Raw genomic sequence first — 14,528 nt, forward strand, 5'->3', positions numbered from 1 at the left:
ACGGGCGGGGAAAGAAAACTATTGCCCGTGAAACATCCCGGGCTGAACAAGCATTGCGCAGTCGCCGTATACAGAGCAAACAACACAGAGAGAGATTATGCCGTTTACATTGGGTCAACGCTGGATAAGCGATACGGAAAGCGAATTAGGATTAGGAACCGTGGTAGCGCTGGATGTGCGCATGGTCACCCTGCTTTTCCCCGCCACCGGTGAAAACCGTTTGTATGCCCGAAATGATTCCCCGATCACCCGCGTGATGTTCAACCCCGGTGATACCATTAGCTGTCACGAAGGCTGGCAGTTGCAGGTCGAAGAAGTTGTTGAAGACAAAGGTCTGTTGACCTATATCGGCACCCGCCTGGACACAGAAGAAACCGGTGTTGCCATGCGCGAGGTGCTGCTCGACAGCAAACTGACCTTCAGCAAACCGCAGGATCGTCTGTTCGCCGGTCAGATTGACCGCATGGACCGTTTTGCCCTGCGTTTCCGCGCCCGTAAATATCAGCGTGAACAGTTCCGGCTGGAATTCGGCGGCCTGCGTGGTATGCGCGCCAGCCTGATCCCACATCAGTTACACATCGCTTACGAAGTGGGTCAGCGCCATGCGCCGCGCGTTTTACTGGCCGATGAAGTGGGTCTGGGTAAAACCATCGAAGCGGGCATGATTATTCATCAGCAACTGTTGTCCGGCCGTGCTGAACGCGTACTGATCGTGGTGCCGGAAACCTTGCAACATCAGTGGCTGGTAGAAATGCTGCGCCGCTTCAATCTGCGCTTCTCTTTGTTTGATGATGACCGCTACGCTGAATCCGTACACGAAGCGACAAACCCGTTTGAAACGGAACAACTGGTGATCTGTTCCCTTGATTTCGTCCGCCGCAATAAATCCCGTCTCGAGCAGTTATCTGATGCTGCCTGGGACATGCTGGTGGTCGATGAAGCCCACCATCTGGTGTGGAGCGAAGACACGCCGAGCCGCGAATATCAGGTTATCGAACAGCTTTCTCAGCAAATCCCGAGTGTTCTGCTGCTGACCGCTACGCCGGAACAACTGGGTCAGGAAAGCCACTTTGCACGTCTGCGCCTGCTGGATCCGGACCGTTTCCACGATTACGAAGAATTCATCGAAGAACAACAGCAATATCAGCCGGTAGCCGATGCCGTAACGTTATTGCTGAACAAAGAACCGCTGACGCCGGAAGCCCTGGCGCTGCTGGGTGAAAGTGTCGGAAATGCCGATACCGATGCCCTGCTGACCGCCGCCAATAAAGGCGACGAAGCCGCCGCGAAACAGCTGGTTTCCATGCTGATGGACCGCCACGGCACCAGTCGCGTGCTGTTCCGCAACACCCGTAATGGCGTGAAAGGTTTCCCTGAACGCCATCTGCACGCCGTGAAACTTCCGCTGCCGACGCAGTATCAGACTGCGATTAAAGTCTCAGGCATTATGGGCGCGAAGAAAACCGCCGAAGCGCGTGCGCACGATATGTTGTATCCGGAACAGATTTATCAGGAATTTGAAGGCGAGAACGCCACCTGGTGGAACTTTGATCCGCGCGTCGAGTGGCTGCTGGGTTATCTGACAGCTAACCGTGACGAAAAAGTCCTGGTGATCTGCGCGAAAGCCGCCACAGCCTTGCAACTGGAACAAGTTCTGCGTGAGCGTGAAGCGATCCGCGCAGCGGTGTTCCACGAAGGGTTGTCGATCATTGAACGTGACCGCGCTGCCGCATACTTTGCTTCCCAGGAAGAAGGTGCCCAGGTTCTGCTATGTTCTGAAATAGGATCCGAAGGCCGTAACTTCCAGTTCGCCAGCAAAATGGTGATGTTCGACCTGCCGTTCAACCCGGATCTGCTGGAACAGCGTATCGGACGTCTGGATCGTATCGGGCAGCAAAACAATATCGATATTATGGTGCCTTACCTCGAACAGACTGCGCAATCGGTTCTGGTGCGCTGGTTCCATGAAGGTCTTGATGCATTCGAGCATACCTGCCCGACCGGCCGCACTATTTATGACAGTGCTTATGATCAGTTGATCGCGTTCCTGGCGACACCTGCCGAACAGGAAGGACTGGACGACTTCATCCTCAAATGTCGTGCAGAACATGACGCGCTGAAAGAGAAGCTGGAAAATGGCCGCGACCGCCTGCTGGAGATGCATTCCAACGGCGGCGAGCAGGCACAGCAACTGGCAAAGGAAATCGGTGAGCGGGATAACGACGTCAATCTGGTGAACTTTGCGCTGAACCTGTTCGACATCGTCGGCATTAATCAGGAGGATCGCAGCGATAACCTGATCGTTCTGACGCCGTCTGATCATATGCTGGTACCGGATTTCCCCGGACTGCCGGAAGACGGTTGTACCGTCACTTTCGATCGTGAACAGGCGCTTTCGCGTGAAGATGCACAGTTCATCAGTTGGGAACATCCGATCGTGCGTAACGGTCTGGATCTGATCCTTTCCGGCGATACCGGCAGTTGTGCGGTATCGATCCTGAAAAACAAAGCGCTGCCGGTTGGCACCTTGCTGGCGGAACTGGTTTACGTGGTGGAATGTCAGGCACCGAAACATCTGCAACTGACCCGCTTCCTGCCACCGACACCGGTGCGTATGCTGATGGATCGCAAAGGGACCAACCTGGCGGCCCAGGTCGAATTTGAGAGTTTTAACCGTCAGTTGAATGCCATCAACAGACACAACTCCAGCAAGCTGGTGAATGCCGTGCAGCAGGATGTTCACGCCATGTTGCAACAGGCTGAAGCGGAAATCGCCGAACAGGCACGGGCTCTGATTGAAGCGGCGAAAGTCGAAGCGGACGAACAACTGACCAAAGAGCTGGACCGCCTGAAAGCGCTGAAAGAAGTCAACCCGAACATTCGTGATGACGAGCTGGAATCGGTAGACTCTAACCGTAAGCAGGTGCTGGCAAATCTGAACGATGCCAACTGGCGCCTGGATGCGATCCGCCTTGTGGTGGTGAGCCATCAGTAAGCCCGACGGGATGCGGCCGGTTTGCATCCCTTCTTTATTTTAACCCGAATGCAGACGTAAAACGCTATGAGCGAACATCAACCGATTATCCCTGAACCGTCGAAAACCCGGCCGCTGGAGAATTATAATCCGCCGACCAATCCCTGGTTACAGGTGATTTTTCAGGATGAACACATCATGGTGGTCAACAAACCGAGCGGGTTGCTTTCTGTTCCAGGCAAACTGGCCGAGCATCAGGACAGTCTGATGACACGGATTCAGCGTGAATTTCCTGACGCTGAATCCGTCCATCGTCTGGATATGTCCACCAGCGGTGTGATCGTGGTGGCGCTGACGAAAGAGGCCGAGCGTGAACTTAAACGCCAGTTCCGCGAGCGTGAAACCAAGAAAGTGTATATCGCGCGCGTCTGGGGACGGGTTGAAGAAGATTACGGTATTATCGATTTGCCGCTGATTTGCGACTATCCCAACCGGCCGAAACAGAAAGTGTGTCACGAGACCGGCAAGAAGGCGCTGACGCAGTATGAGGTGATGTCATGGGATGATGACGGCACTACGCGGGTGAAACTGCGGCCGATCACCGGACGTTCGCACCAGCTACGCGTACATCTGCTCGCGCTCGGGCACCCGATTCTGGGCGATAAATTCTATGCTCACTCTCAGGCGCTGGCGGCGGCAGATCGTCTGCAGCTGCATGCCCAGGAGTTATCGTTTTATCATCCGATCACTGACGCCCCGTTGGTGTTTAATTGTGAGCCGGACTTTTAATCCTTTCTGCTCCTGTCGGTAAAAAAACAAAAAAGGCGCTGAATTCAGCGCCTTTGTCTTTTGCATCACGTTTGTCTCAACGCCAAAAGTTTTATTTAAAACCTTTCTCGCGTTTGATCAGATCATACGCCGCCTGAATTGCCTGCGCTTTTTCCTTCGCCATTTCCATCATTTCCGGCGGCAAACCTTTTGCCACCAGTTTGTCAGGATGATGCTCACCCATCAGTTTGCGGTACGCACGTTTAATCGTCGTCGCATCATCGGTGGCATTGACGCCCAGCACTTTGCAGGCATCTGCCAGCGTCGGGCCTTGTTGCGTCTGATGATAACCACCACCATAAGAACGTCCGCCCTGCTGATGTCCCCCAAACTGCTGGCCGCCTTCCATCATGCGCAGGAACTGATCGAACTGCATCCGTGAAATTCCGAGCTCTTCGGCAATCACATACAGTACTTCACGTTCGTTGGGATGCAATGAACCGTCGGCATACGCCGCCTGGATCTGAATTTCCAGAAAAGTCCGTATCAGGTCAAAGCGACCAAAACACACACTGCGCAGTTCGCGCATTTTCTCACGTAAGGGATAATCAGCTTCTTTCCCGTCACGAAAGGCGCGTTGTGCGGCTTCGCGCTGCTCGCCGTGCAACTGCATCCGTTCCATGTAAAGACTGGCGATCTGAATATCCGCCTCGGTAACCCTGCCTTTTGATTTAGTCAGATTTCCCATCACCTCAAACGTGGTGCGGAAAAAGATGGTTTGACGTGTCTGCTGATCGGCAAAATACCCTTTACGTCTCGCTGAACGCGCGGTATCAAACATATGCCCTATCAGCAGCCCTGCTACAATTCCCCAGAAGCCTAAACCGGACCATAAGCCCAGGATAAGTCCGAGCAGTTTTCCCCAATACTGCATATACTCCTCAATTCGCCATGCCGTCGCTTAAAAATTGCTTTATCATAACCGGCATTTATCGTTGTGCCTAACGGCAGCAACGTAACAGGTGGGATTTAACACTAGCGCAACCATGATGAGTGAGATAGTCTCTGACCGTTTGCCGGCATGATGCCTCTGATGACGGAACACCATTTTACGTATGAAAAACAGACGTCTGAAAACACGCTTACCGACAATGCTGGCCGCCACAATCTGGTCAGTATTGTACAGTCACGGCGCAATGGCCGATCTCGCAGCACAATGTATGCTCGGCGTTCCGACCTATGACAAACCTTTGGTGCAGGGTGATCCTAATTCACTGCCTGTGACCATCAACGCCGATAAGGCGACCGGCAACTACCCTGACAGTGCGCTGTTTAGTGGCAACGTTAACGTTGTCCAGGGTAACAGCACGCTGGATGCTGATCAGGTTCAGCTTAATCAAATCGCCAATCCTAATCAGCCCACCCCGACCCGAACCGCTACTGCGATCGGCAACGTGCGTTATAACGATAACCAAATCAAGCTGAATGGCCCGAAAGGCTTTGCGAACCTGACCACCAAAGATACTGACGTTCAGGATGGCGACTACCAGATGGTCGGCCGTCAGGGACGGGGTCAGGCTGACAAGATGAAGCAGCGTGACAATAACCGTTACACCATTATGGATAACGGTACATTTACCACCTGTTTGCCTGGCGATAACAGCTGGAGCGTCGTGGGTTCTGAAGTGATTCAGGATCGTCAGGAAGAAGTCGCTGAAATCTGGAATGCCCGCTTCCATATTGGTCCGGTGCCGGTGTTCTACAGCCCGTACATGCAGTTGCCGATTGGTAATAAGCGTCGTTCCGGTTTCCTTATCCCGAACGCCAACTACAGCAGCAATAATGGCTTTGGCGTCACCGTTCCTTATTACTGGAACATTGCGCCAAACTACGACGCCACGATCACGCCAAATTACATGAGCAACCGTGGTCTGCAATTGCAGAATGAATTCCGCTACCTGACCGTTGCCGGTGCAGGTCTGATGGAATTCGATTATCTCGGCAATGATAAGAAAATTGACGAGCAGTATGTTGCCGATGAAAACCGTACCAGCGATAAAACCAAGCGCTGGATGTATTACTGGCGACATGCCGGTGTATACGATCAGGTATGGCGTTTCAACATCGACTACACCAAGGTCAGTGACCCTTACTACTTCACCGATTTCGATTCGAAATACGGTTCCAGTACTGACGGCTATTCCACGCAAAAATTCAGCGTAGGTTACGCCAACCAAAACTGGGACGTCACACTGGCCAGTAAGCAGTTCCAGGTATTCTCTGATTTCGGTAACACCAACGCTTACCGTGCTCAGCCACAGCTGGACATTAACTATTACAAAAATGATGTGGGTCCGTTTGACCTGCATCTGTACGGTCAGGCGGTCAAATTCACCAGCGTAAACCCTGACAATCCGGAAGCAGTACGTACTCACTTCGAACCAACGCTCAGCCTGCCACTCAGTAATGGCTGGGGAAGTCTGGATAACGAAGTGAAGCTGATGGCGACCCACTATCAGCAGGATATTCCGGACGCATATTATGATAACAATCCGAATACCAAACTGCGTTCTTCCGTGAACCGTGTGATGCCTGAGTTTAAAAGCGACGGCAAAATGGTATTTGACCGGACGATGGACTGGAACAGTGACTACACCCAGACCCTCGAACCGCGCGTGCAGTACCTGTATATCCCGTACCGTAACCAGAGCTCGGTCAATACCTATGACTCGACGCTGCTACAGTCCGACTACACGGGCCTGTTCCGTGATAAAAGCTACAGTGGTCTTGACCGTATTGCCTCTGCAAACCAGGTGGCGAGCGGTTTAACCACCCGTATCTATGACGAAAATCTGGAAGAGCGCTTTAATGCGTCTGCCGGTCAGATTTATTACTTCCAGCCGCCACGTACCGGTGACGTTGATAGCGTACTGGATAAAAATAATGATACGGGCAGCCTGGTGTGGGCCGGTGACAGCTACTACAAAATCAACAATTTCTGGGGTATTCGTGGGGGCGTACAGTATGACACCCGTCTGGATGCGCTGGCTTTAGGCGATGCTGTGCTGGAGTATCGTGCAGACTCAGAAAGAATGGTTCAGCTGAGCTACCGTTATGCCAGCCCGGAATATATTCAGGCGACGTTACCTAACGTCACCAACCCGGGTTATCAGGACGGTATTTCGCAAGTTGGCGGCATCGCCAGTTGGCCGATTGCTGACCGCTGGGCGATCGTGGGTGCGTACTATTACGACACCAAAGCGCAACAACCTGCCGATCAGCTGATTGGCTTGCAATACAATACCTGTTGCTGGGCTGTCAACGTTGGCTACGAACGTAAGATCACCAACTACGATACGGTTAAGTCAGAAAGTAAGTACGATAATAAGATTGGTTTCAATATTGAACTTAGAGGCCTGGGTAACAATCAAACCCTCGGAACGAAAGAAATGTTGTCACGCGGCATACTGCCTTATCAACGCGCTTTCTAAGCCCGAAACACGATTCATTTCGTGAAGACACGACGAACTCAGTGAACTTGAAACCCGCGCTTGCGGATTAGACAAATGGAAAAAGTATGAAGAACTGGAGAACACTTCTCCTCGGCGTGACGCTTTGTGCCAGCACTGCGTTTGCTGCCCCTCAGGAAGTTGATAAAGTAGCCGCCGTCGTAAATAACGGCGTCGTATTACAAAGTGACGTAGATGGCTTGTTTAATTCTGTAAAGCAGCAGGCAAAGCAGGCTAATCAACAGTTACCGGATGATGCGACTCTGCGTCATCAAATCCTCGATCGTTTGATCATGGACCAGATCCAGTTGCAGATGGCGACCCGCATGGGCATCACGCCAACCGATCAGGACGTTGATAAAGCCATTGCCGGTATTGCACAGCAAAACAACATTTCCGTTGATCAACTGCGCAGCCGTCTGGCGTATGACGGGATGAACTACAACACTTACCGTACTCAGATCCGCAAGGAAATGATCATCAGCGAAGTACGGAACAGTGAAGTGCGTCGCCGTGTCACCATTCTGCCTCAGGAAGTGGAGCAACTTGCCAAACAGGTTGCGGCTCAGAATGGCAGCGGTGCTGAGTTTAATCTCAGCCACATTCTCCTTCCGCTGCCGGAAAATCCGACTCAGGATCAGGTTGATTCTGCAGAGCAGCTGGCGAAGAAAATTGTCGCTGATCTGAACAATGGTGCGGACTTCGGCAAACTGGCTATCACCTACTCGGCTGATTCCCAGGCGCTGAAAGGCGGCAACATGGGTTGGGGCAAATTACAGGAACTGCCTTCCCTCTTTGCTCAGGCGTTAAGCACTGCACAGAAAGGTCAGATTATTGGCCCTATCCGTTCAGGTGTGGGCTTCCACATTCTGAAAGTGAACGATATCCGTGGCGACAACAAAACGGTTTCTGTCACCGAGGTTCATGCCCGTCACATCCTGCTGAAACCTTCTGTCGTGATGACAGACGCGCAGGCGCGTGCGAAGCTGGAACAGGTTGCAGCTGATATCAAGAGCGGTAAAGCCACATTCGCTGATGAAGCTAAACAGCTTTCTCAGGATCCGGGTTCTGCCAATCAGGGCGGCGATTTAGGTTGGGCGTCACCAGACATGTACGATCCTGCGTTCCGTGATGCGTTGATGAACCTGAAAAAAGGCGAAATCAGTGCACCTGTTCACTCTTCGTTCGGCTGGCATTTGATCCAACTTCTCGACACCCGCCAGGTTGATAAAACAGATGCGGCGCAGAAAGAACGTGCTTACCGTATGCTGTTCAACCGCAAATTTGCGGAAGAAGCCCAGACGTGGATGCAGGAACAACGTGCTGAAGCTTATGTGAAAATTATGGACGGGAATGGAAAATAATACTTCCGTGACAAAATCTGTGGTCATTACCCCCGGCGAACCCGCCGGGGTTGGGCCGGATCTGGTGCTGGCGCTGGCTCAACAGGCATGGCCTGTTGAGTTAGTGGTCTGTGCCGATCCGGCCTTACTGCTTGAACGTGCCGCTAAACTTGGCCTGAATATCCGGTTGCAAGATTATCAGAAAGCGCGTCCGCCAGAGCCGCAGGCTGCAGGCACATTGACCGTTTTGCCAGTGAAACTCGCCGTGCCGGTGACGGCGGGTAAACTTGACGTAGCCAATGCGCCTTACGTGGTGGAAACGCTGACACGCGCCTGCGACGGTGCGATCAGTGGCGAATTCGCCGCACTGATCACCGGCCCGGTTCAAAAAAGCATTATCAACGATGCCGGCATTCCTTTCATCGGTCATACCGAATTCTTCGCCGATCGCAGCCATTGCGACCGTGTTGTGATGATGCTGGCAACTGAAGAATTGCGCGTTGCGCTGGCGACGACGCACTTGCCTCTGCTGGCAGTGCCGGCCGCGATTACCCGCCAGTGTCTGCATGAAGTAATCACTATTTTGCATCATGATCTGAAAACGAAATTTGGTATTACCGAGCCGCAAATTTATGTGTGTGGTCTGAATCCACATGCGGGCGAAGGTGGCCACATGGGGCACGAAGAGATCGACATTATCATTCCAGCACTGGACGAACTGCGCCAGCAAGGAATGAATCTCATCGGCCCGCTGCCCGCTGATACGTTATTCCAGCCTAAATATCTGCAACATGCCGATGCTGTTTTATCGATGTATCACGATCAGGGCCTTCCGGTGCTAAAATATCAGGGATTTGGTCGTGCAGTGAATATCACACTCGGCCTGCCTTTTATCCGGACTTCCGTTGATCACGGTACCGCCCTTGAACTCGCCGCCACCGGCACCGCCGATGCGGGCAGTTTCAAGACAGCAATAAATCTCGCCATCCATATGGCAAATAACAGCAACGATAAATAACAACAATGAATAGTAGAGTCCACCAAGGTCACTTTGCCCGTAAACGTTTTGGGCAAAACTTCTTAACCGATCAATTTGTTATCGATAGCATCGTGTCGGCCATTCACCCTATGCCGGGCGAGGCTGTCGTTGAAATCGGTCCGGGTCTGGCGGCATTAACTGAGCCTGTTGCTTCACGCCTGGACAGCATGACGGTTATCGAACTTGACCGCGATCTGGCTGCGCGGCTGGAAACCAATCCGAAATTTCAGGGCAAATTGCGGGTTATCCAGTCTGATGCGATGAAAATCAATTTTGGCGAGTTGTCAGAAGAACTCGGTCAACCGCTGCGCGTGTTTGGCAACTTGCCGTACAATATTTCCACACCGCTGATGTTCCACCTCTTCACCTATACGAATGCCATTAAAGACATGCACTTTATGTTGCAAAAGGAAGTGGTTAACCGTCTGGTTGCAGGGCCGAACAGCAAGGCGTATGGTCGCTTAACGGTCATGGCACAATATTACTGTAATGTGATCCCGGTTCTGGAAGTACCGCCGGAATCCTTTACACCGGCGCCTAAAGTCGAATCGGCGGTGGTACGTTTAGTGCCACATGAAGTGATCCCGTACCCGGTACCGGATATTCGTATTCTGAGCCGTCTGACCACCGATGCTTTTAACCAGCGTCGTAAAACTGTGCGCAACAGCCTCGGCCATCTGTTCACTCCTGAGCAAATGACCGAACTGGGCTTAGATCTCAGCATGCGTGCTGAAAATATTTCAGTAGAACAATTTTGTAAACTGGCTAACTGGTTATCAACACGACCTAAAACCCCGGAACTTCAGGAGTAGCGCTATGCTTAATTCGCCCCGCGTTTGTGTTCAGGTGCAAAGTATCTACGTTGAGTCACAGTCGATACCCGAAGAAGAACGTTTTGTCTTCGCTTACACCATTACCATCCGCAATCTGGGGCGTTTTAGTGTGCAACTGCTCCGCCGTTACTGGTTGATCACTAACAGTAACGGCCGTCAGACTGAAGTCCAGGGCGAAGGGGTTATCGGTGAACAACCGCTGATCCTGCCCGGCAATGAATTTCACTACACCAGCGGTGCCATTTTAGAAACGCCGCTGGGCACGATGGAAGGCCATTATGAAATGGTCACACAAGACGGTGAAACCTTCCGTGTGCCTGTTCCGGTCTTCCGGCTCGCCATCCCTACGCTGATAAATTAATCCTCATGTCGACATATCTTATTGGTGATGTTCACGGCTGCATCGATGAACTCAAGGCGCTGTTAGCGCAGGTGGATTTTAATCCGCAAAAAGATGTCCTTTGGCTGACGGGTGATTTGGTCGCCCGCGGTCCGTCCTCGCTCGAAGTGCTGCGTTTTGTCAGCGGCCTGGGGGATTGTGTCCGGATGGTGCTCGGTAACCATGATCTGCATCTGCTGGCGGTTTATGCCGGGATCAGTTTCAACAAACCGAAAGACCGCATCACTCCTCTGCTTGAAGCCGAAGATGCTGACGAACTGCTCAACTGGTTACGCCGCCAGCCGGTCATGCAGGTTGATGAAGACCTGAAACTGGTCATGGCCCACGCGGGGATCACGCCGCAATGGGATCTCGACACCGCCAAAATGTGCGCCCGTGAAGTGGAAGCCGTATTGAGCAGCGATACCTATCCGCTGTTTCTTGATGCAATGTATGGTGATATGCCGAACAACTGGCATCCTGACCTGACCGGTCTGGCACGTTTGCGTTTCAGCACCAACGCTTTCACCCGCATGCGTTACTGCTTCCCGAACGGACAGCTGGATATGATCTGCAAAGATACCCCGGAAAACGCGCCGAAGCCGCTGAAACCCTGGTTTGATATTCCGGGTCCTTTACAGGAAGCAGGATACAGTATCGCATTCGGACACTGGGCATCTCTGGAAGGAAAAGGCGCGCCGGAAGGCATTTATGCGCTGGATACCGGTTGCTGCTGGGGCGGTGACCTGACGATGTTGCGCTGGGAAGACAAAACTTATTTCACTCAGCCTTCAAACCGCCAGAGCGAAAAACAGCACTCTGAGATCCCAAAGGCTGTGTAAGCAAACAGCGGGTATACAGACAGCAAAAAGGCACCTGAGAAAGGTGCCTTTTTATTTCACGCTGCCGTAGCATCAGGCGCGGCGATCAAGGATTTCGAAACAATAACCGTGAGAATTCTGCTCATCCGCATCGTGGAATTCGCTGAATGTGCTTTCCCAGTCATCCGGCTCATAATCAGGGAAATGCGTATCCCCTTCCACTTCGGCATCAATGTGAGTCAGATATAAACGGTTGGCCTTCGGCAGCAACTGCTCATAGACACGGCCACCGCCCATCACCATCACTTCTTCCACGTCACCGGCAGCAGCCAGTGCAGCCTCAACAGACGTCACCCAGGTCACGCCTTCATGCTCACCCGGTTTAGAGCTGATGACAATATTCAGCCGGCCTGGTAACGGGCGTCCGATTGACTCAAACGTCTTGCGTCCCATGATGACGGGTTTATTGAGCGTATTACGCTTAAACCAGGCCAGATCACCAGGTAAATGCCAAGGCATAGCGTTTTCCATGCCAATAACGCGATCGGTCGCCAGTGCGGCGATCAGGCTAATAATCATTGTGATGCCCTGTGTAGAAAAAGAATTTGTGCGTGACCCCAAAAAAGAGCTGCCACTATACGGAAAGCCCCATCAGCCGTCGATAGGGAGACGGGCGCTTTACAAAGATATAAGAGAGCTCTTACCCTGCCGGGATATTCTCCGACAGAAGTACCAGTTCCGGCGGTAAAGCAGGTTCAAAAACCGGAAAATTTCGCTGTAATCCAGTCGAAAATGCTGAGCCATACGTTGGCTTGTTGTATTGCCTATCCCCGTTGTACAACAGTGCTTACACACCGGGGCGTTTACGGTACAGCCATAATCCCGGTAATGATAATCCGATAGATAATGCCCCCACGATAAAGCTGGCTTTCAGAAAATGGGTAAGTGCCGACGACACTAACGCTTCGCTGTAGCCCAGATGCGAAATTTCCACCACAGAGATCATCGCCGTGTAGGCAGAAATACCGGGGAACATCGGGATAACGGCGGCAACGGTGAAAACTTTAGGATGTGCCAGTAACCAGCGTGACCAGCGAATGCCCAGAATACCAATCAGTATAGCCGCCAGCAGGGAGGCCCACTCGATGTTCATCCCGCCATGAATAAGCATCATCCGTGTACCGTGGCCAAGCGCACCGAGCAGCGCGCAATACCGCAATGCCCGCGGGGGTACATTAAACACCATCGCAAAGCCCAGTGCAGGCACGGCGGCAAAAAGCATATCCTGGATCAGTGCCCATAAAAGACTCATGACCACCCCCGCAGATCCCACAATGCCATTGCCATGACCACGCCGATGCAAGTCGCCAGAGTCAGCAGGCTGGCCATCGCCCAGCGCGCCAGACCGGTATTCACATGGCCTTTGAACATGTCCGCCACGGCATTAATCAATGGAAAACCCGGTACCAGCAGTAACACACTGGCAGCCATCGCGACGTTTGATGACTGATGGAAAACGTCCAGCCGCAACAGCAATCCTGAAACCGAAGTCGCCACAAATGCCGTACAGCAAAAGTTGATCAGCGGATTCATATGCCGCGCAGTGAGGCTCTGGCGTACGGCCATGGCGATGCCACTAGCGAAAAAAGTGACCGTGAACGCATCCCAGCCGCCACCATTAAGTTTGCTGAAGCACCCGCAGGAGAGCGCCACCATCAATACCATCAGCCAGCGCGGATAGCGCAGCGGTTTGATTCTATGCAGACGTTTTGCCACCAGCGTACTGTCGAGCAGCTTATGCTCAGCCAGGATCACCGTATGCTGGACTTCGGTCACAACCTGCATGTTGATCCCGCGGTCGACATTTTTTCGCGTCGAGGTCAGACAGTAACCGCCGCTTAGGGTGCTGAGCACAATCGCATTGGCGGAGATCGAACTTTCCACCCTGTCCATTCCCAGCGCGACGCCAAGCCTCGCCGATAGCTGTTCAACCAGCATACTTTCGGCGCCGTGCTGCAACAGCATCAGGGCACATTCGATGCACAACCGGGTAATTTCACGTTGATGATGCGCTCCGGGGCTTTCGCGCACCGGGTATTCTATGACCGGATCCTGCATACCATTCACCGCCCGCAAAAAAAGCAATAAGAGTGATTTAACTTACTGAGGATTGGCGTATCATGCCGCCTTCTTTTGCTCCGAACATTGACGACGGTTATTTTCATGCTTGAAACCACCCTTTTTGTTGCCAGTATTGCCTTCCTCGGCATGCTTTCTCCCGGTCCTGATTTCTTTCTGGTCATCAAAAATGCGGCCCGCTATCCGCGCATCGCGGCACTCACGACGTCACTGGGCGTAATTTGCGGCGTGATTACACACATGTCTTACTGTGTGGCCGGTCTGGCAGTGGTGATTACCACCACGCCGTGGTTATTCAATTTGCTGAAATACATCGGTGCGGCATATCTGATCTGGGTCGGTATTCAGGCGTTATTCTCACGCAGCAACAGCAAAATGAACCTCGACGGGATTGAGCCACAGCAGGTGGAATTGCGCGTAGCGTTCATGCAGGGTTATCTGTGTAACCTGCTAAATCCTAAGGCAACATTATTCTTCCTGGCGATGTTCACGCAGGTCTTGCAGATCAATTCCACCTTCGGGGAAAAGCTGTGGTACGCCTCGATTATCGTCGGTTTGTCGGCTATCTGGTGGCCGTCGCTGGCTTTGCTTATCCAGAGCCCGCCGGTACGTCGTGGTCTGGCGAAAGCTCAGAAACTTATCGATAAACTGCTGGGCGGTGTGCTGATCGGTTTAGGCATTAAAGTCGCACTGAGCTGAGTCCGGAAAGGAAAAAACCGGTGC

At 52.5% G+C, this 14,528-nt stretch carries 13 protein-coding genes; 9 read left to right on the plus strand and 4 right to left on the minus strand.

The genetic code is table 11. The annotated features are described in order from the left end of the window. Positions 1-97: 97 nt before the first annotated feature. Both rapA and rluA read left to right on the plus strand, forming a co-directional pair. Positions 98-2,995 (plus strand): RNA polymerase-associated protein RapA, encoded by a 2,898-nt coding sequence (gene rapA, locus ETV65_RS12910; RefSeq protein ID WP_129953223.1) that lies wholly within the window; start codon positions 98-100, stop codon positions 2,993-2,995. Between the two features lie 66 nt (positions 2,996-3,061). After that, complete coding sequence (gene rluA, locus ETV65_RS12915; protein WP_129953224.1) at positions 3,062-3,763, plus strand: bifunctional tRNA pseudouridine(32) synthase/23S rRNA pseudouridine(746) synthase RluA; 702 nt, start codon at positions 3,062-3,064, stop codon at positions 3,761-3,763. A 91-nt stretch (positions 3,764-3,854) separates the two neighbouring features. On the opposite strand, the gene djlA is transcribed toward rluA, so the two are convergent. Next, positions 3,855-4,676 carry a co-chaperone DjlA gene (gene djlA, locus ETV65_RS12920; protein WP_129953225.1) on the minus strand — a complete coding sequence of 274 codons (822 nt, stop codon included), beginning with the start codon at positions 4,674-4,676 and terminating at the stop codon, positions 3,855-3,857. Between the two features lie 181 nt (positions 4,677-4,857). On the opposite strand from djlA, the gene lptD reads away from it, so the two are divergent. From lptD to apaH, 6 genes are all read left to right on the plus strand, one after another. Next, a complete protein-coding gene (gene lptD / locus ETV65_RS12925) occupies positions 4,858-7,233 on the plus strand; it encodes an LPS assembly protein LptD (RefSeq protein WP_129953226.1) in 2,376 nt (791 codons plus the stop codon). Between the two features lie 86 nt (positions 7,234-7,319). After that, complete coding sequence (gene surA / locus ETV65_RS12930) at positions 7,320-8,615, plus strand: peptidylprolyl isomerase SurA (protein WP_129953227.1); 1,296 nt, start codon at positions 7,320-7,322, stop codon at positions 8,613-8,615. Next, entirely contained in the window at positions 8,605-9,612 is a 1,008-nt protein-coding gene (pdxA, locus tag ETV65_RS12935; RefSeq protein WP_129953228.1) for a 4-hydroxythreonine-4-phosphate dehydrogenase PdxA, read from the plus strand. Before surA ends, pdxA begins: the two co-directional genes overlap by 11 nt. A 5-nt stretch (positions 9,613-9,617) precedes the next feature. After that, positions 9,618-10,445, plus strand: a complete 828-nt coding sequence (gene rsmA, locus ETV65_RS12940) for a 16S rRNA (adenine(1518)-N(6)/adenine(1519)-N(6))-dimethyltransferase RsmA (RefSeq protein ID WP_129953229.1) — start codon at positions 9,618-9,620, stop codon at positions 10,443-10,445. A gap of 4 nt (positions 10,446-10,449) precedes the next feature. After that, on the plus strand, positions 10,450-10,827 hold the full coding sequence (apaG, locus tag ETV65_RS12945) for a Co2+/Mg2+ efflux protein ApaG (protein WP_129953230.1): 378 nt from the start codon (positions 10,450-10,452) through the stop codon (positions 10,825-10,827). A gap of 5 nt (positions 10,828-10,832) precedes the next feature. Next, positions 10,833-11,687: a bis(5'-nucleosyl)-tetraphosphatase (symmetrical) ApaH gene (gene apaH / locus ETV65_RS12950; RefSeq protein ID WP_129953231.1), complete on the plus strand. Its 855-nt coding sequence runs from the start codon at positions 10,833-10,835 to the stop codon at positions 11,685-11,687. Positions 11,688-11,759: 72 nt separating this feature from the next. On the opposite strand, the gene folA is transcribed toward apaH, so the two are convergent. The 3 genes from folA to ETV65_RS12965 form a co-directional block, all read right to left on the minus strand. Then, positions 11,760-12,245, minus strand: coding sequence for a type 3 dihydrofolate reductase (gene folA / locus ETV65_RS12955; protein WP_129953232.1), 486 nt, complete (start codon positions 12,243-12,245; stop codon positions 11,760-11,762). Between the two features lie 268 nt (positions 12,246-12,513). Continuing rightward, complete coding sequence (locus ETV65_RS12960; protein WP_165383731.1) at positions 12,514-12,978, minus strand: threonine/serine exporter; 465 nt, start codon at positions 12,976-12,978, stop codon at positions 12,514-12,516. Continuing rightward, on the minus strand, positions 12,975-13,784 hold the full coding sequence (locus tag ETV65_RS12965; RefSeq protein WP_129953234.1) for a threonine/serine exporter ThrE family protein: 810 nt from the start codon (positions 13,782-13,784) through the stop codon (positions 12,975-12,977). The genes ETV65_RS12960 and ETV65_RS12965 overlap by 4 nt, the downstream gene beginning before the upstream one ends. Before the next feature lie 105 nt (positions 13,785-13,889). Between ETV65_RS12965 and ETV65_RS12970 the strand changes: the two genes are divergently transcribed. After that, complete coding sequence (locus ETV65_RS12970) at positions 13,890-14,504, plus strand: LysE family translocator (protein ID WP_129953235.1); 615 nt, start codon at positions 13,890-13,892, stop codon at positions 14,502-14,504. Positions 14,505-14,528 lie beyond the last annotated feature (24 nt).

The organism is Rahnella sp. RFA10(1/100), assembly GCF_004195115.1.
Classification (GTDB): Bacteria; Pseudomonadota; Gammaproteobacteria; order Enterobacterales; family Enterobacteriaceae; genus Rahnella; species Rahnella perminowiae.

Excerpts from the sequence above, each read along its gene's own strand:
- rapA (WP_129953223.1), top strand. The coding sequence starts at position 98 with ATGCCGTTTACATTGGGTCAACGCTGGATAAGCGATACGGAAAGCGAA.
- rluA (WP_129953224.1), top strand. The coding sequence starts at position 3,062 with ATGAGCGAACATCAACCGATTATCCCTGAACCGTCGAAAACCCGGCCG.
- djlA (WP_129953225.1), bottom strand. The coding sequence starts at position 4,676 with ATGCAGTATTGGGGAAAACTGCTCGGACTTATCCTGGGCTTATGGTCC.
- lptD (WP_129953226.1), top strand. The coding sequence starts at position 4,858 with ATGAAAAACAGACGTCTGAAAACACGCTTACCGACAATGCTGGCCGCC.
- surA (WP_129953227.1), top strand. The coding sequence starts at position 7,320 with ATGAAGAACTGGAGAACACTTCTCCTCGGCGTGACGCTTTGTGCCAGC.
- pdxA (WP_129953228.1), top strand. The coding sequence starts at position 8,605 with ATGGAAAATAATACTTCCGTGACAAAATCTGTGGTCATTACCCCCGGC.
- rsmA (WP_129953229.1), top strand. The coding sequence starts at position 9,618 with ATGAATAGTAGAGTCCACCAAGGTCACTTTGCCCGTAAACGTTTTGGG.
- apaG (WP_129953230.1), top strand. The coding sequence starts at position 10,450 with ATGCTTAATTCGCCCCGCGTTTGTGTTCAGGTGCAAAGTATCTACGTT.
- apaH (WP_129953231.1), top strand. The coding sequence starts at position 10,833 with ATGTCGACATATCTTATTGGTGATGTTCACGGCTGCATCGATGAACTC.
- folA (WP_129953232.1), bottom strand. The coding sequence starts at position 12,245 with ATGATTATTAGCCTGATCGCCGCACTGGCGACCGATCGCGTTATTGGC.
- ETV65_RS12960 (WP_165383731.1), bottom strand. The coding sequence starts at position 12,978 with ATGAGTCTTTTATGGGCACTGATCCAGGATATGCTTTTTGCCGCCGTG.
- ETV65_RS12965 (WP_129953234.1), bottom strand. The coding sequence starts at position 13,784 with ATGCAGGATCCGGTCATAGAATACCCGGTGCGCGAAAGCCCCGGAGCG.
- ETV65_RS12970 (WP_129953235.1), top strand. The coding sequence starts at position 13,890 with ATGCTTGAAACCACCCTTTTTGTTGCCAGTATTGCCTTCCTCGGCATG.